This is a genomic window from Haemophilus sputorum HK 2154 (genome assembly GCF_000287615.1).
GTDB lineage: Bacteria > Pseudomonadota > Gammaproteobacteria > Enterobacterales > Pasteurellaceae > Haemophilus_A > Haemophilus_A sputorum.
This window is the reverse complement of sequence record NZ_ALJP01000009.1, coordinates 721,859-733,909: the sequence shown is the minus strand read 5'-3', so window position 1 is coordinate 733,909 and position 12,051 is coordinate 721,859. Positions and strand designations below refer to the sequence as shown.

13 protein-coding genes are annotated in these 12,051 nt (G+C 41.7%); 9 read left to right on the top strand and 4 right to left on the bottom strand.

Annotated elements, in window-relative coordinates; all coding sequences use genetic code 11:
• Window positions 1-44: 44 nt before the first annotated feature.
• Window positions 45-512 carry an anaerobic ribonucleoside-triphosphate reductase activating protein gene (nrdG, locus tag HMPREF1128_RS05980; RefSeq protein WP_007523982.1) on the bottom strand — a complete coding sequence of 156 codons (468 nt, stop codon included), beginning with the start codon at window positions 510-512 and terminating at the stop codon, window positions 45-47.
• Window positions 513-862: 350 nt separating this feature from the next.
• On the opposite strand from nrdG, the gene rsxA reads away from it, so the two are divergent.
• From rsxA to lpxM, 8 genes are read left to right on the top strand one after another with little or no spacing between them, the layout of a single operon-like run.
• Window positions 863-1,444, top strand: a complete 582-nt coding sequence (gene rsxA / locus HMPREF1128_RS05975; protein ID WP_007525505.1) for an electron transport complex subunit RsxA — start codon at window positions 863-865, stop codon at window positions 1,442-1,444.
• Window positions 1,444-2,055, top strand: coding sequence for an electron transport complex subunit RsxB (rsxB, locus tag HMPREF1128_RS05970; RefSeq protein ID WP_007525283.1), 612 nt, complete (start codon window positions 1,444-1,446; stop codon window positions 2,053-2,055). The genes rsxA and rsxB overlap by 1 nt, the downstream gene beginning before the upstream one ends.
• Window positions 2,048-4,450, top strand: a complete 2,403-nt coding sequence (gene rsxC / locus HMPREF1128_RS05965; RefSeq protein WP_007525469.1) for an electron transport complex subunit RsxC — start codon at window positions 2,048-2,050, stop codon at window positions 4,448-4,450. The genes rsxB and rsxC overlap by 8 nt, the downstream gene beginning before the upstream one ends.
• The gene (locus HMPREF1128_RS05960; protein WP_007525023.1) at window positions 4,451-5,200 is read left to right on the top strand and encodes a hypothetical protein; all 750 of its coding nucleotides are present in this window, start codon (window positions 4,451-4,453) and stop codon (window positions 5,198-5,200) included.
• Complete coding sequence (gene rsxD / locus HMPREF1128_RS05955) at window positions 5,201-6,259, top strand: electron transport complex subunit RsxD (RefSeq protein WP_035530187.1); 1,059 nt, start codon at window positions 5,201-5,203, stop codon at window positions 6,257-6,259. It begins immediately after the preceding gene.
• Window positions 6,256-6,888 (top strand): electron transport complex subunit RsxG, encoded by a 633-nt coding sequence (rsxG, locus tag HMPREF1128_RS05950; protein ID WP_007524946.1) that lies wholly within the window; start codon window positions 6,256-6,258, stop codon window positions 6,886-6,888. The genes rsxD and rsxG overlap by 4 nt, the downstream gene beginning before the upstream one ends.
• Entirely contained in the window at window positions 6,888-7,580 is a 693-nt protein-coding gene (locus HMPREF1128_RS05945; protein ID WP_007524771.1) for an electron transport complex subunit E, read from the top strand. Before rsxG ends, HMPREF1128_RS05945 begins: the two co-directional genes overlap by 1 nt.
• 21 nt (window positions 7,581-7,601) lie before the next feature.
• Window positions 7,602-8,555 carry a lauroyl-Kdo(2)-lipid IV(A) myristoyltransferase gene (gene lpxM / locus HMPREF1128_RS05940; RefSeq protein WP_007524680.1) on the top strand — a complete coding sequence of 318 codons (954 nt, stop codon included), beginning with the start codon at window positions 7,602-7,604 and terminating at the stop codon, window positions 8,553-8,555.
• A gap of 34 nt (window positions 8,556-8,589) precedes the next feature.
• On the opposite strand, the gene HMPREF1128_RS05935 is transcribed toward lpxM, so the two are convergent.
• Window positions 8,590-10,773 carry a heavy metal translocating P-type ATPase gene (locus tag HMPREF1128_RS05935; protein WP_007524506.1) on the bottom strand — a complete coding sequence of 728 codons (2,184 nt, stop codon included), beginning with the start codon at window positions 10,771-10,773 and terminating at the stop codon, window positions 8,590-8,592.
• Window positions 10,774-10,818: 45 nt separating this feature from the next.
• Window positions 10,819-11,019 carry a heavy-metal-associated domain-containing protein gene (locus HMPREF1128_RS05930; RefSeq protein ID WP_007525150.1) on the bottom strand — a complete coding sequence of 67 codons (201 nt, stop codon included), beginning with the start codon at window positions 11,017-11,019 and terminating at the stop codon, window positions 10,819-10,821.
• An 82-nt stretch (window positions 11,020-11,101) separates the two neighbouring features.
• Here HMPREF1128_RS05930 and cueR point away from each other — a divergent pair, with 82 nt between their 5' ends.
• A complete protein-coding gene (gene cueR / locus HMPREF1128_RS05925; RefSeq protein WP_007525541.1) occupies window positions 11,102-11,488 on the top strand; it encodes a Cu(I)-responsive transcriptional regulator in 387 nt (128 codons plus the stop codon).
• On the opposite strand, the gene HMPREF1128_RS05920 is transcribed toward cueR, so the two are convergent.
• Window positions 11,485-12,039 carry a methylated-DNA--[protein]-cysteine S-methyltransferase gene (locus HMPREF1128_RS05920; RefSeq protein WP_035530236.1) on the bottom strand — a complete coding sequence of 185 codons (555 nt, stop codon included), beginning with the start codon at window positions 12,037-12,039 and terminating at the stop codon, window positions 11,485-11,487. The genes cueR and HMPREF1128_RS05920 overlap by 4 nt on opposite strands.
• Window positions 12,040-12,051 lie beyond the last annotated feature (12 nt).

The window sequence follows — 12,051 nt, the reverse complement described above, 5'->3', positions numbered from 1 at the left end:
TAAGCGGTGGTTTTTTTCGTAAACTTTGCAAAATGCTGCGACATTTAATCGGCACGTATAAATAAATGATTAAGGTTTTCTTGCGTGCGCAAATCCATAAAGCGCTGATTGGTGTTTGGGCTGTTAAGCCCCCCAAGTTCAGCTATCCAACGTCCTGTTTTAAGGTAAGTCAGTTCAGAAATAATGCGCAGATCTAATTCATGCATTTCTAATCCGGTATAAAGGCAAGTTTTTAAGCCGGCTTCTCGCACCTGTTTTAACCGAGCAAGTAACTGCTCAAGATGCCATTCTCCGCCCATAAACAGTACGCAACTGATGAGATGGCGATATTTTTTGAGCTGTTCGGCAAGGTAAATTTCTGACAAAATCTGACCGCTTCCCACCTTCCAACTTTCTGCACTATGGCAACCTTTGCAACCGAGTGGGCAACCGCTGATTAAAAATGCGAGTGAGGTCTCATTTGGCACTTCTTGCCATACAACTTGCTGAGTATAAAAACGTAACTGTTTCATAATAAAACACAATATGTTGTGTTTTTGTTAATTTGTAAATACAAGATATAGTGATTCTAGGCGAAGAGATAAAAAAAGAAAATCAATAAATTTTTGGCTTAAGGGTTGCAATTTTTTTATATTTTTAAAATCAAGTAGATAGTGAATTGTAAAGATTTTTGATTAAAAAATAGGCTAAAATGAAGGGCCGAAATAACCGTTTGAATTTATTGTCGTTTTCGGATTTCTGCCGGTTAGGTGTTGTTCAGATGGCTAAAAAAAGCGATAATAAGCGCCATTTTTCTTACTCTTTTTACAAGCCAAGATAGGGGTTTAACCTAAATAAACCAGCTTGTGTTGATGTGAATTCTATGGTCGATTATCTTCTACTCATTATTAGCACCGCCTTAATCAATAACTTCGTGTTAGTGAAGTTTTTAGGGCTTTGTCCGTTTATGGGCGTTTCCAAAAAAGTTGAAACTGCGATTGGAATGGGGTTGGCAACGACTTTTGTTTTAACTGTCGCTTCTCTTTCTGCGTACTTGGTTGAAACCTTTGTGTTAATCCCATTAGATGCGCAATTTTTGCGTACGCTGGTCTTTATTTTGGTGATTGCGGTCATTGTACAATTAACTGAAATGATCGTGCATAAAACCAGCCCAACGCTATATCGTTTATTAGGGATTTATTTGCCATTGATTACCACAAACTGTGCAGTATTAGGTGTGGCGCTATTGAACGTGAATCTTGCCAATAATTTAATTGAGTCGGTACTGTATGGATTTGGTGCAGCATTAGGTTTTTCATTAGTACTCGTACTATTTGCAACGTTGCGTGAGCGTTTAGCTGCCGCAGATGTACCAAAACCTTTTCAAGGGGCTTCTATTGCCTTAGTTACTGCAGGCTTAATGTCACTTGCCTTTATGGGCTTTACTGGATTGGTGAAAATCTAATGCTCGATCTTTCCATTATTATGTATATTTTGCTGGCAATTGCGCTGATCGCACTGGTTTTCGGGGCGATTTTAGGCTTTTCTTCAGTAAAGTTAAAAGTTGAAGCTGATCCGATTGTTGAGCAAATTGATGCACTCTTGCCACAAAGTCAATGTGGGCAATGTGGTTATCCTGGCTGCAAACCGTATGCTGAAGCGATTGCAAATGGAGATGTCATCACCAAATGTATTCCTGGTGGACAACCGACAGTTGTTAAAATTGCAGATCTATTAGGGGTGGAAGTTCCTCAAATGGACGGCGCGGCAGTGCCAGAAGTAAAAGTGGCTTACATTGATGAGGCAATGTGTATTGGTTGTACTAAATGTATTCAAGCTTGCCCAGTGGATGCCATTGTAGGCACAAATAAAATGATGCACACCATTGTGGCCGATCTCTGTACGGGTTGTGAGTTATGTGTGGCACCTTGCCCAACGAATTGTATTGAAATGCGACCAATTAAATTAACTACGCAAACATGGAATTGGCAGTTCGATAAAAATTTGATTATTCCAGTGGTCAACACGACTGAATTACAGAAAAAATTGGTTGTAGGCGAGGTAAAAGATGAGTAATCCAAATTTAGTCGTTAAACGCCTGCGCCAAAATAAGTTATGGACTTATCCAGGCGGTATTCATCCATTAGAAAATAAAAAACAATCGAATCAAAAACCGATTCGCCGCTTACATTTACCAAAATATTTCTATGTGCCTGTCGTGCAACATTCTGGTTGGGCGGGCGATTTGTGCGTGAAAACCGGCGATTATGTTTTTAAAGGGCAACCATTGACAAAAGGCGATAACTATCGTCAGTTGCCTGTACATGCGCCAACGTCCGGCACGATTTTAGCCATCGAACCTTATACTAGTTCGCACCCTTCCGGCTTACCAGAGATAACGATAATTATTGAAACGGACGGACGAGATGAGTGGATTGATCGCCAACCTATCGAAGATTTCTTAAGCCTTAGCCCAGAACAAATTGTTGAAAAAGTTTATCAACATGGTGTTGCAGGTTTAGGTGGTGCGGTATTCCCAACGGGCGCTAAGCTCAGTTTTGCAGATAAGCGCTGTAAAGCCTTAATTATCAATGGCGCTGAGTGTGAGCCTTATATTACTTGTGATGATCGTTTAATGCAGGATTATACCGATGAATTACTAGAAGGAATTCGTATTCTGCGTTATGTCTTACGCCCTGAAGAAGTAGTCATTGCGATTGAAGATAATAAACCTAATGCTATTCGTGCGATTGAGAAAGGTTTAAAAGGGGCTAACGATATTCACCTACGTGTGATTCCGACTAAATATCCTTCAGGCGCCTCTGATCAATTAGTCCAAGTGCTCACTGGATTAGAAATTCCGCAAGGGCAGCGAACGATTGAAATGGGCATTGTCATGCACAATGTTGGTACAGCATTTGCGGTCAAACGTGCGGTCATTGATGATGAACCGCTGATCGAACGGGTAGTCACACTCACTGGAGATAAAATTCGCAACAAAGGCAATGTTTGGGCGCGATTAGGCACCCCGATTTTGCATTTGTTAGAACAAGTGGATTATCGTGCAGATAGTCGTTTCCCTGTGTTCTTAGGCGGCCCAATGACAGGCTTTATTCTGCATTCGTTACAGTCACCAGTGACGAAACTAACAAACTGCATTATTGCGCCAGATCATTTTGAGTATGCACCACCAGAGCCTGAGCGCAACTGTATTCGTTGTTCTAGCTGTTCAGATGCTTGCCCAGTTGGTTTATTACCACAGCAACTTTATTGGTTTGCACGAGCAGAAGATCATGATAAATCTAAGGAATACCATTTAAGCGCGTGTATTGAATGTGGTGTTTGTGCTTATGTCTGCCCAAGTTATATTCCATTGATTCAATATTTCCGCCAAGAAAAAGCAAAAATTGCGGAAATTGAAGAGAAAGAGCGTAAAGCTGAAGAAGCTAAAATTCGCTTTGAAGCAAGGGAAGCTCGATTACAAAAAGAAAAAGAAGCCCGTACTGCACGAATTAACCAAGCTGCGGAAAAACGTCGTGAAGAAGTGGCTCAAGCTGCAGGAGAAGATCCTGTTGCAGCCGCACTTGCTCGCATTAAAGCGAAGAAAGCTGAACCTGCTGCGGAAGTACAAGCAAAAGCAAATGGTGAACCAGATAATAGCGAATTGATGGCGCAACGCCGAGCAAGACGACTCGCGAAACAAGCTGAGCAAGCTGCTTCAGTTGATAATAAACCATCCACCGTAGAGGAATCTTCCGCTAAACCAGAAGCGCGTAAATCTGCAGTTGAAGCCGCACTTGCCCGTGCGCGAGCAAAAAAAGCAGCGCAATCAGGCAGTGAACAAGCGGTTGAAAAATCGGAAGAAATTGCAAAACCAGCCGAAAGCGTTGATCCACGTAAAGCTGCTGTAGAAGCCGCACTTGCCCGTGCGAGAGCAAAAAAAGTAGTGCAAGCAGGCGGTGAACAAGCGGTCGAAAAATCAGAAGAGATTGCAAAATCGACAGAACCTACTGATCCACGCAAAGCAGCCGTAGAAGCTGCACTTGCCCGAGCGAGAGCGAAAAAAGCAGCGCAAGCAGGTGGTGAACAAGCGGTTGAAAAATCGGAAGAAATTGCAAAACCAGCCGAAAGCGTTGATCCACGCAAAGCTGCTGTAGAAGCCGCACTTGCCCGTGCGAGAGCGAAAAAAGCAGCGCAAGCAGGTGGTGAACAAGCGGTTGAAAAATCGAAAGAGATGGCAAAACCAGCAGAACCTAATGATCCACGCAAAGCAGCTGTAGAAGCCGCACTTGCCCGTGCGCGAGCGAAAAAAGCAGCGCAAGCAGGTGGTGAACAAGCGGTCGAAAAATCGGAAGAGATTGCAAAATCTGCTGAACCTACAGATCCGCGTAAAGCAGCCGTGGCTGCAGCGATTGCTCGAGCGAAAGCAAAGAAAGCAGAGAAGCAATTTAATGAGAATGGAGAGGCATAAATGAAGCCATTATTTTTATTGATTGCCGTGTTAAGTTTGCCTACTTGGGCGCAGAACTGTGCGCAAATAGATGATAAACTCACGATTCATTATCAAAAAATGCAAAATGCTGGCTCTTATTTTGATCATTTTGATGATGAAGTGCTTGAGCGTGAAACCAAACTTTTTACGGAAACTTTGCAATTTTTAAAAGCACCAGAGAGCTGGCAATGTGATTTTTCTAAAGTGCAAGAAGCGGGTGTTCGGGTAGAAATGTCTGAAGATAAGCAGTTACGAATCTTTTCTTGGGATTGGCAAACCGGTGGCACAATGCATGATTTTGGCTCAATGTGGCAATATCGTCAGCTAACAGGTAAGACGAAAACACAATTTCAAGAAAGTTCTAATTGGGTAGAAAGCGTGCATCAAACCTCACTGAATCAACAAACATATTATTGGGTCATGGGGCGAAGTATTGGCGATAACCACAATCATATGCTAACCGTTGAACTTTATCAGATTCTAGATCAAGGCTTGCAGCCTGCGAAGTTAATCAAAACGTCTAAGTTCACCAATGAGATTAGCTTTGTATATGATCCTTCTACGGTAAGGGAGCAACAGGAGCAAGTGAATTTCTTTTATGATGAGACGAGTAAAAAGTTGCGTTTTCCTGTTGTAATTGAAAAAGACGCATCCAATTCAGGCACGCCAACGAACAAATGGATTCAATATCGTTTTAACGGCCAGTATTTTGTAAGAGAGAAAAATTAGATGTTTAAAATGGGGAGCTCCCCACATACACATGGGAGCAATTTAACAGTCAAGTTTATGCTATGGGTCATGGTGGCTATGGTGCCAGCATTGGCGGTGCAATGTTATTTTTTTGGTACGGGTGTATTAGTTCAAGCAGCGATTGCGCTTAGTTTAGCGGCTGTATTAGAGTTAGTTATTGCTAAGTTACGCCATAAACCAGTGACATTTTACATAGCAGATCTTTCTGGAATACTGACCGCACTAATTTTGGCAATGTCAATTCCGCCCTATGCGCCTTATTGGGTGGTCGTGATTGGAATTTTGGTTGCAATTGTGATGGCTAAACACATTTACGGTGGTTTAGGGCAGAACTTGTTTAATCCAGCAATGGTTGCTTATGCGTTGCTATTAGTTTCATTCCCTGTTCAAATGACTGCTTGGATGGTGCCAATTTCGCTATTAAGTGAGCCACCTACTTTTAATGATGCCTTACACTTAATTTTCCGTGGCGTGAGTAGCGATGGATTGAGTTTACATCAATTAGTCGAAAGTGTTGATGGGATTACCCAAGCTACGCCTTTAGATAGTGCCAAAACCAGTTTAGCGAAATTAAGTTTAAGCGAGCTCCAGCAATCGCCAATTTTCTTTGATGGTATCTTCAATGGTTGGGCGCAAGGTTGGTGGCAGCTGAATTTAGCTTTTTTATTAGGCGGTTTATTTTTAATCTATAAACGTATTATTCACTGGCAAATTCCGGCTTCTATGCTAGCGGTATTTGTGCTGTGTAGTGGGCTGACAGATTTATTTGGTAATGGCTCGCATCTAAATGTGATAGCGCAGCTCTTTAGTGGGGCGATGATGTTTGGGGCGTTCTTTATTGCGACAGATCCCGTGACGGCTTCCATTACGCCAAAAGGAAAACTTATTTTTGGTGGCTTAATTGGCTTGTTGGTTTATTGTATTCGCTATTATGGCAATTATCCGGATGCGGTTGCTTTTTCTGTCTTGTTGGCAAATATTTGCGTGCCGCTAATTGACCATTACACCCAACCTAGATTATATGGAATGAGAAAATGAGCGCTTCCAAAATTACTGTTAAATATGCGTTTATCCTCGGCGTGATTGCATTAGTTTGTACGGCGATTTCCACCGCCGTTTATTTGCTAACCAAAGGTCGAATTGAGAGTGTTGCAGCAGCGCAACAGCGTGAATCGCTTTTAGAAGTGCTACCTCAGAGCTATTTTGATAACGATTTATTGGCAACGTGCAAGCTGTTACATCTGCCAGATGCGCCATATTTAAATAAAATCTATTTTGCAAAAAAAGCAGAAAATCTGACCGCTTACGCGATTCAATCAACGGCGCCAGATGGCTATTCAGGCAATATTGTATTGTTATCTGGGATTCAACCAGATGGTACTTTATTAGGTGTGCGAGTTTTGCAGCATGCTGAAACGCCGGGGCTTGGAGATAAAATTGAAACGCGGATTTCTAAGTGGATTTTATCTTTTACGAATAAGAAATTTAGTCTGGAGAATGAAGCGCAATGGGCAGTGAAAAAAGATGGTGGGCAATTCGACCAATTCACTGGTGCAACCATTACCCCACGTGCAGTGGTAAATAATATTCGTCAAGAAGCAAAATGGGTTATTACCCAGTTAGCGCAAAACCCTGCAATGTTAGAGCAATTTGAGGCGTGCCAATAATGAGTGATGTATCTAAAGAAAATCAAATTCCGGTAACCCAAATTGAGGCAACACCTCAAGCCCCTTCTGTTTGGTCAACGCTGTTTTGGGATGGTGTTTGGAAAAATAATAGTGCATTAGTGCAATTATTAGGGCTTTGCCCATTGTTGGCGGTTTCTAATAGTGTAACAAATGCTTTGGGGCTAGGTTTAGCAACGATGTTTGTGCTCATTTGCACGAATACGGCGATTTCATTATTCCGTAAAATTATCCCAAATGACATCCGTATCCCAATTTATGTGATGGTCATAGCAACAGTGGTAACTGCGGTACAGTTGTTAATGAACGCCTTTGCTTATCCAGTTTATCAATCACTAGGGATTTTTATTCCGCTGATTGTAACGAACTGTATCGTGATTGGACGAGCAGAAGCTTACGCTTCGAAAAACAGTGTGGCACACGCGGCCTTTGATGGTTTTACCATGGGCTTAGGCTCAACGATGAGCTTGGTATTATTAGGGGCGATTCGTGAGTTATTGGGCAACGGCACTTTATTTGATGGATTAGATTTGTTATTAGGAAGTTGGGCAAAATCGTTGCGTTTAGATGTGCTACACCTAGATTCAGGTTTGCTTTTAGCGATTTTACCACCTGGTGCATTTATCGGTTTAGGTATTATGCTAGCAGTTAAAAACCTGATTGATAAAAAATAACCTACAATAGAAGAGAGAATTATGTCACGCATTACTGCTCAAGAAGGGTATGAACACCAATTCTTAAAGTCCTTTTTGCTCCCCAAATATTGGGGCGTTTGGCTTGGTGTGCTGTTCTTGGTACTGTTTGCATATGTTCCGTTTCGTGTACGCGACAAATTAGCCGCTTGGTTAGGCAAACGCGTTTATCACTATTTAAAAAAGCGTAATAAAAAACAGTATCATCGTGCATTGGTCAATTTACGTTACTGCTTTCCCAATTGGGGTGAGGCAAAAAGAGAAGAAACCATTGAAGCGATGTTTGTGACAGTCTCACAAACCATGTTAGGCATTGGCGAAATTGCATTGCGTTCAGTCAAGCATTTGCAACAACGCAGTGAATTTAGTGGTTTAGAGCATTTAACACAAGCGAAGGCTGAAGGGAAAAATATTATTTTATTAGTGCCTCATACTTGGTCGATTGATGCATCAGGTATTGTTTTACATACCTATGGTATGCCAATGGTTTCGATGTATAACCCTCATCGTAACGCATTAGTCGATTGGTTGTGGAATACCACACGCGAACGCTTTGGCGGCAAAATGCATACCCGTCAAAATGGGATTAAGCCGTTTTTAAATGATGTTCGCCAAGGCAATATGGGCTATTTCTTACCTGATGAAGATTTTGGTGAAGCATTGAGTGTCTATGCTGATTTCTTTGCAACGGAAAAAGCGACCTTGCCGGGGTTGAATAAAATGGCAAAAGTTGCGAAAGCAGAAGTGATTCCCATGTTTGCAACTTATGATGCTGAAAAAGGCAAATATGTGATGGAAATTCTGCCGCCTATTCATTTTGATGGCACCGAACAGCAATCAGCTCGTGCGATGAATGAAGTGGTAGAGTATTTTGTAGAAAAAGATCCAAAACAATATGTTTGGATATTACGTTTACTCAAAACACGCCGAGATGGTGAAGATATCTACCAACGTTAAAAAACGCCCTTTTGGGCGTTTTTTATATATGCGCTTAGTCTTTAAGTAAACGTTGGCTATTGAGCACAACAGTAATGGAAGACATCGCCATCGCAATAGCTGCAATCATAGGGTTTAGCAACCAACCTGTAAATGGATAAAGTACGCCCGCAGCAACTGGAATAGCGATAATATTGTAAATGAAAGCACCAAGTAGGCTTTGTTTCATATTCGTAAGTACACGTTGAGAAAAAGGCAGGACTTTAGCAACAGGGGTTAACCCTGGTTGCATAAGTGAGAGATCTGCGGTTTCCATTGCAATATCAGAGCCTTGATGCATTGCAATACCAACATGAGCTTGAGCTAATGCTGGGGCATCGTTAATGCCATCGCCAATCATTGCCACCTTGCGCCCTTGTGCTTGTAGTTGGCGAATTTTATCCGCTTTTTGATCTGGCAAAACTTCAGCAATCACACCATTTAAACCTAATTGTGCAGCAAAATATTCAGCACTGGTTTGGCGATCACCCGTTAACATCAAGCAATGATAGCCTGCCTGTTGGCATTGTTGCACAATTGCTTTAGCTTCTGGGCGAAGTTGATCTGCAAGAGAGAATTGCCCAATCAACACATCATCTAATGAGAGATAAACTAAGGTGGCAAAATCTTGTTTGGTATGATTTTTACTTTCTATACCAATGAAAGCGGCATTGCCTATTTTTATATGTTGCTCTTGATAATTCCCTGAAATGCCTAATCCTTTCGTGACTTCAACATTTTCTACTGTTTCAAGCTGCGCATTGGATTGTTGCGCAAATTTTACAATCGCTTTAGCAACTGGATGCGAGGCTTGCTGTTCAAGGCTATAAGCGAGGTTCAATAATTTTTCTTTAGCAAAGCCTTGATAAGTTTCAACGGAAACCACCTGCATTTCGCCTGTGGTTAGTGTCCCGGTTTTATCAAATACGAGGGTATCAATTTCGCTTGCGGCTTGTAGTGCTTCAATATTGCGCACTAATATGCCAAATTCTGCCACTTTTGCAACGCCGGCAATAGTCGAAAGTGGAATCGCTAAACCTAATGCACAAGGGCAAGCAATAATGAGTACCGTAGTGAAAATAGAAAGCGCAAATGCGAAATCTTTCCCAAGCGATAGCCAAACTATGCTGGCAATTAGCGCGATAGACACCACGACAGGCACGAAAACCGCTGCGATTTTATCAACAAATTTTGCTAAAGGTGGCTTACTGCTTTGTGCATGGCGAACGGCATGAATGACGCGAGCAAGCGCTGTTTTTGAGCCAACTTGAGTAGCAATATAAATGGCTGCGCCGTCTGCAATTAACGTGCCGGCATGTACTGCATCGCCAACTTTTTTCTCAATTGGTAATGCTTCACCAGTCAACATAGATTCATCCACCCAAATTGAACCACTTTCAATGATGCCATCTACTGCGATCCGATCGCCAGTCAGTGCTTGAACTCGCATTTCAGGTTTAATGCCTTTGGCTGGAATGGTTTTTGCAATATTTTCTTCAAAAATGACCGCTTGTTTTGGGGCTAAATCAAGTAATTTTTCTAAAGCAAGCGAAGAGTGCTGTTTCGCTTTGAGCTCTAAGTATTTTCCTAGGCTAATAAACCCAAGAATCATAACACTGGCTTCGAAATAGAGCGGTGCATGGGGCTGCGGAAAAAGCAGTAAGCTGAATGAATAGAGCCAAGCTACACCAGTACTTAATGCGACTAAGGTATCCATATTCGCTGCGCCATTTTTTAGGCTCATCCACGCGCCTTTAAAGAAATCTTGGCCAGCAAAATACATCGTGGCTAAGCTGATAAAAGCGGCTAGCCACCAAGCAAATCGATTATTTTCATTAAGGTGCATTCCAATGATAAAGCCTAACAACATTAAACCTGCACCAACTCCAAGAGCTAGGCGAAATTGCCATTTTTTATGTGAGAGCGTGCGTGCAGTTTGGGCTTGTTGTTTGGCGCGGCGACTTTCTTCACTTTCAAGCATTTCTGCATGGAAACCTAATTTTTCGACCGCTTGTACTAAAGATTCTGCTTGCGCATCACCTTGTACAAACGCAATTTGATCGACTAAATTGACTGAAGCAAAATTGACACCATTCACTTTGTTGAGGGCTTTTTCTACTCTTTTAACACAGGCAGCGCAGTGCATTCCATCAATTAAAAGTTGTTGTTCATTCGTATTTAGTTTGTCGGAAACAGACATTCTTTTTCTCCTAAAAATAAAAAGGGGTTTCCCCCTTTCTTAGCTTTATGCAATAGCTGCTTCAAAGCCAATCTCATCAATAGCATCAATTAAGGTTTGTGCTTCTACTTCGCCTTCAACAATGGCTTGTTGTGGAGAGAGTGTGACTGTGACTTTTTCTACGCCTGGTACTTCATTTAAAGCTTTTTCAACACTTTTGACGCAGTTGCCACAATGTAATCCGGATAATGTTAAGGTGATTGTCATAAAAACTCCTTATTTTGTTTGCGGGGAAAATGATTTGCCGATATGCTAAACCCTGACCTTAGGTTAAAGTCAAGAGGGAAATATGAACATTAGTGAAATAGCCAAACAAACGGGTTTATCTGCGAAGCAAATTCGCGATTATGAAAAAGCGGGTTTACTGCCAAAAACACAGCGTTCTGAAGCTGGTTATCGCATCTATTCTTCAAATGATTTGGCGCGTTTAAATTTTATTTATAATGCAAGAAAAGTTGGTTTTTCACTGACCCAGATTCAAGCATTATTAGCATTGAACGATAATCCGAAACGTACCAGCCGAGAAGTTAAGCAGCTGACAGAGCAACATATCATTGAATTAGAACAGAAAATTGCCGATCTGCAACAAATGCTAGATCGGCTAAAAGTGTGGAGTAGTACCTGTTGTGGTAATGAAAGCCACGAATGTTCAATTTTATCAGGGCTGAGTAGTTAACGATTCCATTTTTTGGTTTTGGGATTAACGTATTCGATGCCTTGATTGCGATATGAAATACCTTCAAGCTCAAGCAAGTAGCGCTTACTTGGGAGCCCCCCACCAAATCCCGTCAGACTTTGGTTTTTGCCTAATACGCGATGGCAAGGAATCAAAATCGAAATAGGATTACGCCCAACCGCTCCGCCTACCGCACGCATCGCTTTTGGCTTACCAAGTTGATTAGCAATTTCTCCATAGCTGGTTGTAGCGCCGTATGGAATCTGACGCAAAATTTGCCAAACAGCTTGTTGAAAGGAGCTGCCTTGTGGAGCAAGGAAATCTAATTGGCTAAAGTCAATGGTTTCGCCTTGAAAATAGCGGTCTAAAATTTCGGTGGTTTTGCAAAAAATTTCTAAAATCTGACCGCTTGTTTGGTTGGCGGGCATAAAAGTATTGATGTCAGTTGTCGCTTGTTCTTCTGCAAATTCAATCGCAATTAAGCCTTCTGCTTTTGCTAATAGTAATAACTGCCCAACGGGAGAGGCATAATATTGATAATAAATTGTCATAATTGGTGCCAT